The sequence below is a fragment of the Paenibacillus alginolyticus DSM 5050 = NBRC 15375 genome (genome assembly GCF_000422905.1).
Taxonomy (GTDB): Bacteria; Bacillota; Bacilli; order Paenibacillales; family NBRC-103111; genus Paenibacillus_E; species Paenibacillus_E alginolyticus.
The window spans coordinates 1-15,926 of sequence record NZ_AUGY01000014.1; the positions used below are offsets into that span (position 1 = coordinate 1).

The following is a 15,926-nucleotide window of genomic DNA, read 5'->3' on the forward strand; positions in this document are numbered from 1 at the left end:
TACAATTGGTTACATGTCGCCATTGCAATTTGAACAGTTGTACTACGAGAGTGTAGCTTAGCTAAGCGGTGTCCACTTTCTTGACAGAAGAGCAAAAACGCGCTTTCAGCGAGAGTTCCTCGAGCCAAAGCTCGTTGACAGTGTCTGAGAAGCCGGAAATCGACTTCTCAGCCGAACGTCCGTACTGCATAAGCTCGCTCATTGAATCCGAGGAATCTTCTGTTCTGCATTCTTATCCACAGATCGGCATCTTGCATAATTTCCTATACAGCAAAAAACGGCTCCGTTCGCATCTGTGAATGGGCCGTTTTTAAATTAAAGAAATATAATAGAACGAATTCACGAAAGCGCTTAGCCCGCCTGCTCTTCATAAGGCGACACACATTTTTCCAGTGGAAGGCGAAGCGTGATCCGGGTGCCCCTTTTAGCGTCACTCTCGAAGTGAAATTGCGATTCCTTGCCATAGTACATAATCATCCGTGTGACCACATTCCGCAGTCCGAACAGCTCCTTATCCTTCTTGAGGTCCGTTGAAATACCTTCTGCCGCTAGCTTAGAAGCTTCCTCCAGTTTGTCACAAATATAGGCGAGCCTTTCGTCATTGACCCCTACCCCGTTGTCGCAAACTTCAAGCACAAGCTGATTACCTTCCAAATATGAGGAAATGAAGAGTTCTCCACCCCCACTTTGTTTTTCCAGACCGTGCAGCACAGCATTTTCAACCAGCGGCTGTAAGAGGAGCTTCAAAACATGATAAGAGGCGCTTTCCTCGGCGATATCGTAACGAACGGTAAAATGATCCAAGAACCTCAGCTGTTGGACTTTAATGTAATATTTCAAATGCTCGATGGTCTCCCCGACTGCAAACGTTTCATTTCCCTTGTTCAGGCTTAACCGGAAAAATTTCGACAGATTAAGCACCATTTCGCTGATTTCATCGGCTTCATAGTTTTTGGCCGTCCAATAGATGGAGTCTAATGTGTTATAAAGAAAATGCGGGTTGATTTGCGATTGCAAAAACTTAAGCTCCATTTTAAATAGTAAAAGCTGCTTCTCATAGTGGTCACGAATAAGTGTCTTCTGGTTCTCAGCCATTCGGTTGAACGATTCGATCACGTATCCCAGTTCGTCTACGCGCGTATCTTCCAGTTGTATCGTGAAATTACCTGTACGGAGCTGTTTCATCCCATAAGCTAGCTTCCGCAGCGGGGCGGAAATCCCCCTATAGATGATCCAGGAAATCCAAACGGCTAGCACCAAACTGACGGCTAAAATCCCATAGCTAAACACCTTTAGAGAGTCGGTATGGCTGCGAAGCTCCTCCAAGGGCTGCTCCATCATGAGCGACCATCCGGAAAACTTCGACTTCACGCTGATCGTAACCATTTCCGTACCTGTTTGCTGTGACTTACGGATGGACCTAACCTCGTTCACGGTGTCCCAGACTTGTGGATGTACACTCGCACCTGTGCCAGTGATTGAACTTCCGTCGCTGCCAAACAGATAGATGTTCGCATTTCTAGAGGGAAGAAGCGGTTTCGCCAACTCGATTAGGGCGCTTTTTTTGACGGAGAGCACGAGCAGATTCGGATTAATGAGCGTCCTGTTATACGGATCCATCGTCCGGATCAGATGAATACTATCTGCATCAAAGTAAGATTCACCTTCCTTCGGCGTAAAAAAAACCGTGCCCCCACTCGACTCCATTAAACGTTGGTACCATTCCTGCTTCTCCGCCCCTTCGGGCAGCTTGCGCCCCCCAAGTTTAGTGGAAATGACGGTACGTGACGGCATATGGATGATGGAGATTTGATCCACGATCAAATTGACCGTCGTCATGTTCGTAATCTGGTCCATCACTTGTGCAAAATGAACAAACGACTGCTTTTCCGGCTCCTGCCCGACGGATTGAAGGGTCGTGTTCATGTTCATATCGAACGCGATTAGCGAAGAAAGCTGTTCGAGGTTCTGCAGGGTCAGATCGATGTAATCTGTCATCGTATGCAGAGCCCCTTGTGTCCTCTCGCCCGTTTGCTCTTCTAAGATCGTCTGTGATTTTGCGATGGCAAAAAGACTGAAACCGGCGAGCGGAAGCAGAATCAGCAGAAAGTACCATGTTAGCCGAATCTGAATATAACCGGCCAGTATTTTGCGCACTTTGGACAGGATTTCTTTGAACATATGGGTGGTCCCTCCATTCGTGCCCTGTTTCTTTCCGGTTACTTGCCGGTTTCTCTCCACCACTCGTTCACTTCTCCGGTTATTTCATCGCCGCCAGCCTCTTTCCATTTCTTCACAAAGGCATCGAATTCTTCAATGGGGCTCACCCCTGCAATGATTCTCGTAAAAGTATCTTCTTGCAGTTTGGACAGCTTGACATTATGCTTGCCCATTGCGGGGGTCGGCGGTCCATTAAACTGGTCTTCCATCAAGTTGCTTTCGATCCGCTGCAGGTTTTCGTATAGATGAAACTGCTCGCCGAGTCCCTCCAACCGATCCCGGGTTATGTCCCGCTCTGCGGTATCAACCAACGATCCGTAGATACCCCGATAGCCATGCTTCGTGTGTTCATCAAATCGGATAGAAAGCTTTCCGTTAACTCTAGTCCATATTTCGTTCTCAAAACCGAGCTTCAGGCTGGTTTGACCAGGTCCTGCGATAAAATCTAGAAATTTAACAACCGCTTCCGCGTTTTGACTCTTGATAGGCACAACATTGTAAGAACGGACGTTTGAAGTGCTGTAGACCCCGTGTTTGCCGTTCGGTCCGATCGGGAAATCAAGCGGGATCCACACCGCTTTCGGATCGTTTTTACGGTTAGCCGCAATATGAGTGCGTGTGTCAGACCATGCCGCGGAATATAAGCCGACTTTGCCGCTCGCTACCTTCTCGCCAAGTACATCGATTTTATTTAGCGGGAATTCCGGATCCAGAATATTCTGATCGTACAGGCTGCGTAGGTAAATGAGTGCTTCTTTCATTTCTGGGAGGATACCGGAGTAAACCAACTTACCATCCCGCTCATACCAAGCGTTCATTTGTACGCCGAAGGCACCGAGAAATGGCGATGTTCTCCTTAGACGCTCTAGGATCGAAAGGCCAACTGTATCCTTAATTCCATTTCCGTCCGGATCTCCTTCGGCAAAAGCCTTCATCACCGCAGTAAACTCTTCAATGGTTCGCGGAGGCTGCAGGCCAAGCTTGTCCAGCCAGTCTTTTCGGGCGTAAACGATTTCAGTTCCCTTCACTTCGTTCAAACTAGGTATAGCGTATATATGGCCATCGACGGTTACGTTGTCCCAAGCTTCTTTTGGGATCTTGGCTTTCAGGTTCGTCCCATACTTTTCTATATAATCATTCAAGGGTGTAAGCGCCTTTTGATTCACGAAATTGATAAACCAAGAGGGATTGCTCGTGTTCAGCAGATCTGGAGGCTCCCCAGACGTCATAATGACGTTTAGCTTCTCATCGTATCCATTCAGCGGCGGGAGTGTCACATTCACCTGTACACCGATGCTTTTCTCGATATAGGTTAAATAGGGGTTGTTATTCTCATCCATACCTTCCGGGAAGTTCATGCCCAAGCTGTTCACGACGATTCGAATGACCGGTTCTTGTACAGCTACCTTAACTTTACCTTCGTACTTTGACCATTCTGGAAAGCTGCATCCGGCGGTAGCGAAGCATGTGAGTAAGGCGAGAATGGCCGCGCTTTTTCTTTTCATTTTTCAACCACCCCTTCAGACACAAGAAACCCGCAATTAATCGGACAAAATCTTCTGTAGGACGGGTGCCAGCGCATTTGCCATACGTAAAAAGCCAAGGTCGGTCGGATGAACTCCGTCAACGGTACATTCGTGCGCATCTTCACCCAGCAAATTTGATCCATCGTAAAAATAGATGTTGGCATCACCCAGTTCGCGCCGCTGCTCTACAGTTCGGAGCTGGAATTGTTTGCGTTCCGCCCGATCTTGCGCCATTTGATCATGAAATTTATCCTTCGCATAGATGATGCGCGAGATTACAAGGATCGGCGTCAATGGGTGTTTATTTCGATAGATCGATATGAACTCGGGCAGTGTTACCTGAAGCAATTCAGTAGAAACACAGTTCGCCTCGTAATCCAGGATCAGGCATGTAGGGTCCGGGATGTCAGAAAGGATATGAGCGAGCTCAGGTTCTCCTTTACCATTTCCGGAAAATCCCAGGTTGAGAAACTCCCTGTTGATACGTCTGGATAGTATGTTGGTATAAGCCATACCCGGACGGGCTGCGCACCCGCCTTGCGTGATTGAGGTGCCGTAGACGATGATCTTCCCGCTATTATCATACGCTGGTGGCGGTGCGATCTGATCTTCCCGTTCCAAGCCGATCCAAACTTCCTCTACACCTTGGTAGAGTGGGAAATTCAGCGTAATAATCCGACTCTCCCGCGCCATATCCTTAAAAATAACAACTTCATACTCGGCCTGCGTGTGATCATAAACGGTTGTGCCGTAATACAGCTGCTCTCCCGGACCTCCTATGTAACAGTCAAAGCCGCACTGCCCTGTAGCCGTCATATGATACATATTGGCAGTTCCTGACAGTTTTACTTTAACGGTCAATGAAGCAGCATTCGTCTCGAAACGGATTTGACCGCCGGCGGTACAGTTGGCCAATTGATCTACCGCCTCTGGGAGCTTCCAATCTGGTTGTGCCGGCAACCGGCGGTAGAGTCTTTCTTCGTGCAGCCAGCCGAAACCGGCAATATGGAATGGCTTCTCTAGCGGTGAATACCAATTAACATCTTTGTCGCCGGATTGTTGAATTCGCATGTTTGCATCTAAGCGTAATGCGTTTACAGGTTGTTGTTCATTTGGCATCATACATTCCTCCTCTAAGTACTCCTTAAAATCTAATCGCATTGTAGGGCATTGTTATCCATTTTCGACTCCGATCAAATAATCCCTTTTTTTCCATAGGCAATGGTTATTAAAGTACCAAAAGAAGTCATGGTCCTCTGCTGTGGCCTCGTTTACGCTGTATTACAATGAGGATAGCCTGTGAAAACCTGCAGGCGAGGAGGAAAAAGGAGGGAACATTTCCGTTGGCACACAAGAACAGCAACCACAACATTCAAGAATTTCATGCCGATATCGTCGTGATTGGCGGGGGAACCGGCGGCTGCGCAGCCGCGCTTGCCGCTGCCAAATCGGGTAAGACGGTGATCATGACCGAGGAAAACGACTGGATTGGTGGGCAATTAACAAGCCAGGCTGTTCCGCCTGATGAGCACCCGTGGATTGAACAGTTCGGCTGCACTCGCACGTACCGGCAGTTCCGGGATGGTGTTCGTGATTATTACCGGCGCCATTTCCCCCTTACCGAAGAGGCACGGTCCCGCATTAATCTTAATCCCGGGAATGGTGGCGTATCGCGATTGTGCCATGAACCACGCGCAGCATTGGCAGTTCTGCAGGAAATGCTGGCTCCTTATATTCACAGCGGGAGGCTGCAAATTCTTACCCGCCATCGCGCAGAATCGGCTTCCGTGGATGGTGATGACGTACGAACGGTAACGGTACGCAGTTTACTTACCGGGGATCTCGTGGAGCTATCTGCCGCCTACTTCCTTGACGCAACGGAATGTGGAGATGTTCTGCCTCTAGCCGGGGCGGAATATGTGACTGGCGCGGAATCCAAGAGCCAAACCGGGGAGCCGCATGCCGTGGAAGGTGATGCTCTTCCGCAGGACATGCAGGGCTTTACATACTGCTTTGCGATGGATTACATCGAAGGTGAAGACCACACCATCGAACGTCCAGAGCGCTATGACTTCTGGCTGCAATATAAAGCCGACTTTTGGCCCGATCGGCTGCTAAGCTGGTCCGGCGTCCGCCCTCATACGCTAGAGCATGTCACTTATGAGCTTTTTGAGGGGACGGACAAGTACTCCCTGTTCTACTATCGGCGCATCATCGATAGCAGAAACTTCGAGCAAGGCTTTTATCCAGGGAGTATTACACTGGTCAACTGGCCGCAGAATGACTACTGGCTTGGTTCGGTCATCGACGTGAGCGACGAGGAAAGAGAACAGAATCTGTGGGATGCGAAACAGCTTAGTCTCTCTTTGCTTTACTGGCTGCAAACCGAAGCGCCTCGGCCGGACGGGGGGTTCGGCTACCCGGGACTTCGTCTGCGCAAAGACATTACAGGCACCGAGGACGGTTTGGCCATGTCTCCGTATATGCGGGAGTCACGGAGGATCAAAGCCCAGTTTACCATACTAGAGCAGCATGTAAGCACAGCCTGCCGACCCGATGGTAAAGCAGAGCAATTCGCCGATTCCGTCGGCATAGGCTGCTACCGGATTGACCTGCATCCAAGCACGGGAAACCGCCATTATATCGATATCTCTTCCCTGCCTTTCCAGATTCCACTGGGCAGCCTAATTCCTGTCCGCATGAACAATCTGCTGCCAGCATGCAAAAATCTTGGCGTCACACACATCACAAACGGCTGTTACCGGCTCCATCCAGTTGAATGGAACATTGGTGAGGCCGCAGGATTTCTTGCCAGCCGCTGTATCGACCGCGAACTCCTCCCCCGCGAGGTGCGCAGTATGGAGACAGAGCTTCGGGGCTTCCAGAATATGCTTGTAAGCTATGGAATTGAACTCGCGTGGCCTACGATTCATTCGGTATAAAACAATCATTCTAAAGACGAGGTGTTAGTCAAATGAGCAAAGTACGTATAGCGGTCATCGGAGCAGGTTCCATTTCTGAAATGCATTTAAAGTCCTACCAAAATAATCCTGACGCTGAGCTTTACGCCATCTGCGACCTGAATGAAGAACGCGCAAAGGCGAAAGCAGAAAAATACGGCATAACACGCATTTACACAGACTATAAAGAATTGCTTGCCGATCCTGGGATCGATGCCGTCAGCATCTGTACGTGGAACAATAGCCATGCGCCGATCTCCATCGCCGCATTGGATGCCGGCAAAAACGTACTTACTGAAAAACCGCTCTGCATGACGGTTAACGAAGCGCGAGCTGTGGAGGAAGCGGTCCGCCATTCCGGCAAAACGCTTCAAGTCGGTTTTGTCCGCAGGTATGCGTCTAATACTCGCATCATCAAATCGTTTCTCGAAAACGATGAACTCGGTGAAATTTACTACGCTAAAGCTTCGTGCATTCGTCGTCTCGGCAATCCAGGCGGCTGGTTTTCGGATGTTGAGCGTTCAGGCGGCGGTCCACTGATTGATGTAGGTGTCCACGTAATCGACCTTTGCTGGTACTTGATGGGCCGACCGAAAGTGAAGTCAGTCTCCGGCAATACCTATAAAAGACTTGGCAACCGCGCCAACGTGAAAAATCTTGCCTTTTACAAGGCGGCGGACTATGACGCTTCCCACAATACCGTGGAGGATATGGCGAATGCGCTGATCCGTTTTGAGAATGGCGCCTCCATCCTCGTTGACGTAAGCTTCACACTTCATGCGAAGGAAGACGAGCTTACCGTGAAGCTGTATGGCGACAAAGGCGGCGCCGAACTGGAGCCTCAACTATCCATCGTTTCGGAGAAATACGATACCATCTTGAACCTCACACCGCAGATCAACAATCTGTCTTTCGATTTTGTTGCTGGGTTTCAGGATGAAATCAATTATTTCATTGAAGTATGCCAAGGCAAAAAAGAAACTCTTTCGCCTGTGCAAGACGGTGTTGAAATGATGAAAATTCTTTGCGGTATCTATGAATCTAGCGAAAAAGGCAAAGAAATATACTTCTAAGAAACGGCTTACGATAAATCTCAATAGAACCGGTCCAAAACTAGCCCTATCAAATGAATGAAAGGATAGTGAAACCCGTTGAATAAGTCGAAATGGATGTCATTAACCCTATTGCTGCCCATGATCGTTTCCCTTTGGTCCACGACCGCGCTTGCTGCGGAAACCGTCTCTGGCTCCGCCGCCTCTGCCGCTGCTCCGAACGCCGCCGATTACATCGAAGTAGAAGCCGCTCCGGTCGACATTACCATTAATGTTGAAGGTCCTCGCAAGCAAATTAATGCGGTTGATAAGGATGTAAGCGGCATCACTGATTATGTAGCTTTATTCACATCGGAATATGCACCTCAGATTACGGTTGGCAAAACTTCCGTCGGCGTTGTCGTCGATGGAACTAACCAGGTCACTCGGGTGGTAAACCCTTCAGTGAACGGCGGAGTGCCTGTCTGGACAGGACCTACTGACTTAGACATCCCTCATAGCGGCTACATCCTAGTATCAAATGACGACAGTTGGGCGAACAAAACCTACAAGCAATATCTCGCGAAAAATTTCAAGGTCGGTGATAAAATCAAGCTGCGCAAAAATGGTGAAGTTATCCCTGTCTCTGATTTAATGACAGGTCAAGGCCTCAAAGCTCGGCTTAAGCTGAACAACGATGAATGGTTTACGGTAACAGAACCGAAAACAGTTGTCTCCGGAAAGCTGGAAAACCTTGAGCAAGGTATCCCCTATTCGATTCGTGTGAACCAATCAACGGTTGCCTTGCAAGCGAACGGCACCTTTCAGCTCGATGTTGGTCTCACGGAAGGTGTCAATTACCTTGAAGTCATTGCCGCCAAGAACGGGACGGAAAATGACCGTAAGACACTTGTCGTGTTTTATAAAAAGCAAACCGGAACCGCGAAGGAAGTCGTCCTCTGGGTTGACCAAGGAACGAATATATTCAAGCTCCAAACGCCTGAAAATGTTCACGACATGCTGACCAAGGCGAAAGACGCCGGTGTCACGGCCATAGCACTGGATGTTAAAGGTGTAGAAGGCTTCGCCAACTACAAGAAGAACGACCTAACTGGTCGTCCGCATATCTCCCAGATGACGGCGCCGACCCGTGCGGGGGCGAATCCGAACCTTGACATGCTGGAGGAGTTCATCAGGTACGGGCATCAGCTCGGCATCAAAATCCACGCAGCGTTCAATGTCTTTGCCGAAGGCTCACCTGCGCACAACGAGTATGGAATGCTGAATCAGCACCTAGACTGGGAAGAGCATGTATACCGTCCCGAGGACGGCGGCCAGATTCTGCGGCTGCGTGAGAGCAACTATTTCAAAACGGGAAAATCCCTCGTCGCTTTCGTTAACCCGGCTAATGATGATGTAAGAGCCTTCGAGTTGAAAAACATGGAAGAAGTCATCAAAAACTACGATGTTGATGGAATCGTGCTCGACCGAACCCGTTATGACAATGAAACTGCTGACTTCAGCCCGTTAACCCGCTCGAAGTTCGAGGCGTTTCTCGCCGTTCGCGGTAAACAGCTAACAAACTGGCCGGCCGACGTTTTCACTTACGTGAACAATGTACGGCAATTCGGACCGCTCATCAATGATTGGTGGGAGTTCCGCTCGCAGACGATCAAGACGTTTACGGATGAAGTCCGTTCACTCACCGATCGCTACACAGCACTGAAAGGTCATAAGGTCTACTCTTCCGCCTATGTTGGCTCCTGGTTTGAATCTTACTACCTCAACGGTGTTCACTGGGGCAGCCCGAATTTCAAATACGACAGCCGCTTGAAATTCCCTGACGACAGCCTTTATACCGACGCTTACGCACAAACCGGTTATACGGGCAACATCGATTTTCTCATGATCGGCACGTACCAAACAACGCAAAAAGAAATCGAGCATTACATCACGTTGGGCAACATTGTAACGAACGGTGAAGTTCCGATGTACGCTAGTATCGCGCTTGCGAACATCCAGGATCCCCCGCTGCAGCGGTCCGTGTTCCAGGTTGGCTTGTCGCAATCAAATGGTCTGATGCTCTTCGACTATTCGCAGGTTAACTGGTCGGTCGTGAAAGCGTCGCTCCAGAATGTGGAATACGTCAAAGATTATCAGGTAGGTTCAAGTGTTCCTAGCAATCCGGAATCGTTCCTAGAAGGCGATTTGTACAATGTGAGCCGTAACGAAAATAATCTCAACGTCTATACGGATTCGTTCGGTCTTACGACAGCTACCAGCACCTTTGGTGTCGAAGCAATCGTCGACAGCACCGGTAAAGTCACTAAGGTTGTTAACCAACAACAAGCGCTTAGCTGGAACTGGACGAATATGTCACCCAATAACAGCGTCATTCCGCAGGGCGGCTTCGTGATCTCTGCTCTGGATGCCTCAGGCGTACGGACGAGACGGCAGCTGGTCGCCAAAACATACAAGGTCGGCGATGCTGTCAGATCGGCCGTGCTGCGCGGTCATCTTGACTATGCAAACACCAGCACACCGCTGAAGAATCTCGAGATCAAAGGCAATGTTGAAGTGCTTGGGCCGGGAACGGCTGATGTTCGTTTAAACGGCGTTACGGCTACGATGGCTAGCAACGGAGACTTTAGCGGCAAAGTCTCGCTGGAAGTTGGCGCCAATCCCGTAAAAATCTCTGTTTATGTTGACGGCCGCAAAACGAACGAAAAAACCGTAACCATAACGCATACGGCTCCCGTCATCACTAGCATTGAGCTTGATGCTGCCGCCTACCGTCTAGTGGCAGGCGACAAGCATGCCACTGTCACGACAGCCGTCTACTCGGACGAAACGAAAGCCGTAGTGACTGGTGCTGTGTTCAGCTCCAACAATCCTGACGTTGCTGTCGTTGCCACAGACGGAACGGTTACCGCCCTGAAGGCTGGAACTGCGGAAATCACCGCTGTATATGAGGGGAAAACAGCCAAATCAGTCATTACTGTCGTCGAGCTGGCAAGTCTCTCCTTTGATGAGAAGAAGCACAGTCTTGTGAAAGGTGAGACCTTCATAGCGCCTCTCAGAGCTACTTACTCAGATGGCTCAACAACGTATATCACCCAAGGTGTGACATACATCTCTTCACAAGATAAAGTTGCATCCATTGCTGGTGATGGCACTATAACAGCCTTGAAGCCAGGTTCCACAACCATCACTGCCACATATCGTGGCAAACAATCGGAGATTAAGATCAAAGTGTTCAATACTCATAAAGAGAAGATTGAAGATAATGAGAACGATGATGGTGTGTACGACGATGGAGAGAACGAATAGAGAGAATGACGTTGGAGATATGGGCTAAGGTTGACAACGGGTAACGTTTGAGAACGGATAACATCACATGTTCAAAAAAAGCATCCGGTTCTTTCCATTTGGAAAGGTCCGGATGCTTTTTTATTGGGCAGATTATGTAAATGGACTTATTTTCGCGGAACGAGAATACCTTATTTCTTTAAAATGCGGGCATTTAGCTGTATTTTTGCAAAATAGAGGATCGTCGTTCCGCTTAACTTCGAAATCGGCCTTTTGCAGCACTTTAGCGCATCCTCGTTCCGCTTCCAGAGCCTCCAGTCAACTTGCCAATTTCAACTCAAAGCTCACATCGCCGTTTACGGCAGCTCCAACCACTGAAAAGGCGTCTTCGCCGCCTTCATTCCGAATTCTAGAATCGTCGCAATCGCAATCGTTTCTGCCTGCGGAACCGGAGGCTTACCCGTCTCGAAAAAACCGATAAGATTCTCGATAAATGCCCCAAAAAAATCCGACTCGATCTTTAGAAAATTCGATGAACCCGCTTCATAATGGAGTGCCATGCTGAATGGACACTCCCACCCGTATAAGTTTATTGTTGCTTGGCGGCCGTCCGCATACCCGATCAGCAGCGCCGGCGTGTTCGCCGTTCCTGTCCACATCACACGTTTGACATCCGTCCCCATCAACAAGATGATCGGCTCCACCTGGTGGATCGAATAGTTCTCAAATTGTCCTGGTCCTAGGCTGCAAATGGACTCAATCCCCTGCTTTTCAAGTCCTGTATACTCTGAAGCGAACCGTAAAGCCGAAGTCGAGTACATGGGTGTCCCATGCTTTTCTGCGAATTCGAACATCCGCAAGGCAGTTGACCGGCTAGGCGCGAACGTTTTATCAATGTAAGTAGGCTTGCCGGATCGAAGCGGTATCAGCGACAGTTCCTCATGGTACTCCGGATGATCCGGCGACAGCACGACCATGAAGTCACTCTGTTCCACAACTGCCTCGATCGAGTCAAGAAGCTGAATCCCCTTTTTCTCACTCCAGTCCGCATTACTGAGTTTTCCTTCGATATTTGACTTGCCATAAGCGTATGCGACCTTCATGCCGCTATTCGATGCCTTTTCAATCCAATCCGGATATTTCTCCGCGTGCCACTCGTCCAGAAAATAATCAATAAACCCGATCTTTTTCATCCTTATCCCCACTCCTCTCGAGAAATAAAACCCCCACGGCATGAACCGCAGGGGATTTAGCTATTAAACAAACTTACTTTTTGTTCGCTGCGTACCATTCGTTGACAGCTTTCGTCATTTCTTCTCCGCCTTCTGTTTTCCACTGAGCCAGGAATTTATCATAATTTTCGAGCTGCTCTGCCCCTGTGATGTACTTCAGGAAGGTATCTTCCATCAACTTTTGCAGCTTTAAATTGTACTTCCCTATTGCTTCAAGCGGAGGTGCAAAAGAGAGCGGGTCTATGACGATGTTGCCTTTGGCAGCTTCCTGATTTTTGTTAAAGGCATCGGTCAGGATAGGATCTTTACGAACACGCGCCTGCCAGTAGATCGGGTAGTTTTTCTCATCCACGCCTGTGAGAAACGAAGAAGCGTTGTTATACTGGTCGTTGAAAATCGGCAGAATTGGGAAGTAATTACCGTTTTCCACCTTGTGGTGAACACCTTCTTTACCAATTGTCGCTTCCTTATGAATGTCTTTGTCTAGCTTCAAATCCAGATATTTGATAATCTCTTCCTTGTTATCGGCCCATTTCGGAATACCCACGTAATAGCTGATACCGGCGGAACCCATCACTTGTACTTTGCCGTCATCGCCTATCAGGTAAGGTAGGCTCGCAATTTTGGCGTTAGGCGTGTTTTTCAGAAGAGCATTTTGTACGGTAGGCGCGTTGAAGTAGCCGTTCGAGATGATAGCTGTTTTGCCACTCGTGAAGTTCTCGATGACTTTGTTCGCCTGATTGAGAGACCATTCTTGGTCAATCAATTTCTCCGAATAAAGCTTCTTCATGAACTCTAAGTATTTTTTCATGTTCGGGTTTTCTACCACATTGACCAGTTTGCCGTTAACATCCTGCCAGCCGGTCGTCGCGGTCGATTGAACCAGCGTGAGGCCAAACGTCGGCATGATTTCAGTAACGAGCGGGGATTTACCGCCAGACAACGCCATAACATTCTTCTTCTCTTTGATCGTCTTCATGACGTTGTACAACTCATCGCGTGTTGTCGGTGCCTTAAGTCCGAGTTCATCCATCCAATCCTGCCGCACGATAAGCGCCGTGTTGACGATCGTACCCGAACCGGTCTGCGGAATACCGTAAATTTTACCGTTCAGCTTTGCCCCGTTCCAGGAGTTTTGAGAAATAACGTTTTTCATGTTAGTGCCATATTTGTTTACCAACTCATCAATCGGCTCCAGTGCGCCGGAAGATGAGAGCCTGGAATACTGCGGACCACTGAGCAGCATGAAGGCATATTTCTCCTTGTTGGCCATGAGTAAGTTAAGCTTATCGTCTGGGTTCTCGACCGGCAGCATGTCGTAGGTAACTTTGTAGCCGGTTTTTTCGTTCAGGAACTTCGCTACGACTTCAGCATTGGGATCAAATCGAGCATACTGCAGCAGCGCCTTGAATTCTGGCTTCGGCTTGTTCGTATCTACAGTTGCGATTGGAGCTGTCGACGGCGATGGTGCTGTGCTACTGTTTGCCGTTTGGCTGCTTCCGCCACAAGCGGTGATGGCCGCTGCCAAAGTTGTGATGGACATCAGAGCTAAAAATTTTTTGACCATGAAAGAGCCTCCCTTTTCGAACTATGAGTATGGAGAAGTGCGTAAAACCAAAATTTCATGGAACCATCTTTGAGCCTGCCCACCACCACCCTTCAAGAATTGTTTGTGAGAATCAGCCTTTTACGGAGCCGACCAGAACGCCTTTAACAAAATATTTTTGCAGGAACGGATACACGAATAGGATCGGCAGCGTCGCCAGAATGATGGAAGCCGCTTGAATCGACTGCGGTGAAACGTTCAGCGAAGCGTCAACATTGGTCCGCATGAATGCATCCGTTGAAGAAACGAACAATTCCTTCAAATAAAGCTGCAGAGGTTTCATCTCTACTGAGTTGATATAGATAAGCGACGTAAAGTAATCGTTCCAGAACGTAACTGCGTAAAATAATGCGATCGTAGCCAGCACTGGCATCGACAACGGCAAAATGATGCGCACAAGGATCGTCATGTTGCTAGCCCCATCCATTTTCGCCGATTCTTCAAGGCTGTCGGGCAGGCTTTCGAAATAGCTTTTGACAATGAGCATGTTGTACACATTAATCATGAATGGCAGGAACAACACTGGCAGTTTATCAATAAGATTGAGTTTGTGCATTAGCAGGTAAGTCGGGATTAATCCACCGCTGAACAGCATTGTAAAGAGGTACATAATGATAAAAAACTTGCGTCCCCGCAGCCTCGGCTTGGAAAGCGGATATGCGGCTAACGTTGTCATGAATAACGCGAGCAGCGAACCAACCAGCGTCACTGTTATAGAAACCATAAACGCATTCAGAAATAAGGAATTGCTCGCCACATACTTGTAAGTCCCTATTTGAAAATCGATCGGGTACAAGGTAACCATCCCTGAAACGACCGCCGACTCACTGCTAAGCGATTTGGCGATAAGGTTGATGAACGGAAAGATGGTGGAAAGTCCCAGCAGGATAAAGAAAATATGATTGACGACCGTGAAGATTTTCTCGCCGAGGGATGTTTGGATGGCTCCTGACCTTCTTGCGGCAGGTGATTGTAAGGTGCTTTTTGTATGCATAGCTGATCCTCCTAAAAGTTTTGCTTTAGCAAAACTAACATCGTAAGCATAAGCTTTATTCCCCGTTTACCAGATACCTCGTCCGAAAAACTTTCGGGCCAAGCCGTTACCCGATAAGATCAAAATAAATGCGACCACCGATTCGAATACGCCTACGGCGGTTGAGAAGCTGTAATCCTGTTCACCGAGTCCTATGCGATACACATAGGTGCCAATTACGTCTGCGACGTTGTATACGCTTGGATTGTACATAACGAGAATTTGTTCAGTTCCCGCCTCCAATACATAACCAAGACGAAGGATAAACATAAGCAGGATAATAGGAACCAGACCAGGAAGCGTGATATGTACAATTTGCTTCCATTTATTGGCGCCATCGATTTTGGCCGCTTCATACAACCCGGGATCGATACCGGCCAAAGCCGCCAAGTAAATGATCGTGTTCCAGCCAGTCTCCTTCCAGCCTGCCGTGCCGATGAGAACCGAACGGAATATTTGGCTGTCCAGGAAGAACCGAATCGGTTCACCACCCATGGCGACGATTATTTTGTTGACGATACCGCCGTTCGTGGAAAGCAGATCGATGAACAAGCCGCTGACGATTACCCAAGATAGGAAATGAGGTAGATAAACGACGGTTTGTACGCTTTTTTTGAACGCCATGTTCTTCAATTCGTTAAGCAAAATGGCGACCACAATCGGAAGCGGAAAAAGAAATACGATTTTATACACTGAAATAATCAAAGTGTTCTGGAACACCTGCAAAAAACTGGCGGACGAAATCAATTTATCGAAATGCTTCCACCCGACCCATGGACTTGCCGCCATACCGTCGAAAATATTGAAATCCTTGAAAGCAATGATAATCCCGTACATCGGCGTGTACTTAAACAACAGCAGAAATGCGATGCCGGGAATGAGTGCGAGATACAAATCCCAATCTTTCCTAATATCGATCCACAATTGTTGGTTATAGCTCTTTTTACCATTCTTTTTTGTAGATATGACAGATTCTGTCGTAGTGATCGTTTCTTGCAAGGTGTCTCCT

Annotated in this window: 11 protein-coding genes; 4 read left to right on the forward strand and 7 right to left on the reverse strand. The window is 48.4% G+C overall.

Annotation, left to right across the window (positions count from 1 at the left end; translation table 11 throughout):
* Nucleotides 1–80: 80 nt before the first annotated feature.
* A complete protein-coding gene (locus tag G519_RS0107530) occupies nucleotides 81–299 on the forward strand; it encodes a hypothetical protein (RefSeq protein ID WP_029194156.1) in 219 nt (72 codons plus the stop codon).
* Nucleotides 300–351: 52 nt separating this feature from the next.
* Here G519_RS0107530 and G519_RS0107535 read toward each other — a convergent pair whose 3' ends face one another.
* Genes G519_RS0107535 through G519_RS0107545 form a run of 3 tightly spaced genes read right to left on the reverse strand, consistent with a single transcriptional unit; the run spans nucleotide 352 to nucleotide 4,868 of the window.
* Nucleotides 352–2,181, reverse strand: a complete 1,830-nt coding sequence (locus G519_RS0107535) for a cache domain-containing sensor histidine kinase (protein WP_051253225.1) — start codon at nucleotides 2,179–2,181, stop codon at nucleotides 352–354.
* A 38-nt stretch (nucleotides 2,182–2,219) separates the two neighbouring features.
* Nucleotides 2,220–3,725: an extracellular solute-binding protein gene (locus tag G519_RS0107540; RefSeq protein ID WP_051253227.1), complete on the reverse strand. Its 1,506-nt coding sequence runs from the start codon at nucleotides 3,723–3,725 to the stop codon at nucleotides 2,220–2,222.
* A gap of 36 nt (nucleotides 3,726–3,761) precedes the next feature.
* Entirely contained in the window at nucleotides 3,762–4,868 is a 1,107-nt protein-coding gene (locus tag G519_RS0107545) for an SGNH/GDSL hydrolase family protein (protein ID WP_127528194.1), read from the reverse strand.
* Between the two features lie 248 nt (nucleotides 4,869–5,116).
* Between G519_RS0107545 and G519_RS0107550 the strand changes: the two genes are divergently transcribed.
* From G519_RS0107550 to G519_RS42170, 3 genes are all read left to right on the forward strand, one after another.
* The gene (locus tag G519_RS0107550) at nucleotides 5,117–6,688 is read left to right on the forward strand and encodes an FAD-dependent oxidoreductase (protein WP_029194160.1); all 1,572 of its coding nucleotides are present in this window, start codon (nucleotides 5,117–5,119) and stop codon (nucleotides 6,686–6,688) included.
* 32 nt (nucleotides 6,689–6,720) lie between these two features.
* Nucleotides 6,721–7,779 (forward strand): Gfo/Idh/MocA family protein, encoded by a 1,059-nt coding sequence (locus G519_RS0107555; protein WP_029194161.1) that lies wholly within the window; start codon nucleotides 6,721–6,723, stop codon nucleotides 7,777–7,779.
* 78 nt (nucleotides 7,780–7,857) lie between these two features.
* The gene (locus G519_RS42170; protein WP_051253228.1) at nucleotides 7,858–11,067 is read left to right on the forward strand and encodes an Ig-like domain-containing protein; all 3,210 of its coding nucleotides are present in this window, start codon (nucleotides 7,858–7,860) and stop codon (nucleotides 11,065–11,067) included.
* Between the two features lie 335 nt (nucleotides 11,068–11,402).
* Here the strand turns inward: G519_RS42170 and G519_RS0107570 are convergent, their stop codons facing one another.
* From G519_RS0107570 to G519_RS0107585, 4 genes are all read right to left on the reverse strand, one after another.
* Complete coding sequence (locus tag G519_RS0107570; protein WP_029194162.1) at nucleotides 11,403–12,239, reverse strand: Gfo/Idh/MocA family oxidoreductase; 837 nt, start codon at nucleotides 12,237–12,239, stop codon at nucleotides 11,403–11,405.
* Between the two features lie 73 nt (nucleotides 12,240–12,312).
* Entirely contained in the window at nucleotides 12,313–13,845 is a 1,533-nt protein-coding gene (locus tag G519_RS0107575; protein WP_029194163.1) for a type 2 periplasmic-binding domain-containing protein, read from the reverse strand.
* 112 nt (nucleotides 13,846–13,957) lie between these two features.
* Nucleotides 13,958–14,878, reverse strand: coding sequence for a carbohydrate ABC transporter permease (locus tag G519_RS0107580; protein WP_029194164.1), 921 nt, complete (start codon nucleotides 14,876–14,878; stop codon nucleotides 13,958–13,960).
* Nucleotides 14,879–14,944: 66 nt separating this feature from the next.
* Nucleotides 14,945–15,883: an ABC transporter permease gene (locus tag G519_RS0107585; protein ID WP_029194165.1), complete on the reverse strand. Its 939-nt coding sequence runs from the start codon at nucleotides 15,881–15,883 to the stop codon at nucleotides 14,945–14,947.
* Nucleotides 15,884–15,926: the final 43 nt, after the last annotated feature.

Bases quoted from the DNA above. Each gene is read 5' to 3' on its own strand.
- G519_RS0107535 (WP_051253225.1), bottom strand. From the start codon at position 2,181: ATGTTCAAAGAAATCCTGTCCAAAGTGCGCAAAATACTGGCCGGTTAT.
- G519_RS0107540 (WP_051253227.1), bottom strand. From the start codon at position 3,725: ATGAAAAGAAAAAGCGCGGCCATTCTCGCCTTACTCACATGCTTCGCT.
- G519_RS0107545 (WP_127528194.1), bottom strand. From the start codon at position 4,868: ATGATGCCAAATGAACAACAACCTGTAAACGCATTACGCTTAGATGCA.
- G519_RS0107555 (WP_029194161.1), top strand. From the start codon at position 6,721: ATGAGCAAAGTACGTATAGCGGTCATCGGAGCAGGTTCCATTTCTGAA.
- G519_RS0107570 (WP_029194162.1), bottom strand. From the start codon at position 12,239: ATGAAAAAGATCGGGTTTATTGATTATTTTCTGGACGAGTGGCACGCG.
- G519_RS0107575 (WP_029194163.1), bottom strand. From the start codon at position 13,845: ATGGTCAAAAAATTTTTAGCTCTGATGTCCATCACAACTTTGGCAGCG.
- G519_RS0107580 (WP_029194164.1), bottom strand. From the start codon at position 14,878: ATGCATACAAAAAGCACCTTACAATCACCTGCCGCAAGAAGGTCAGGA.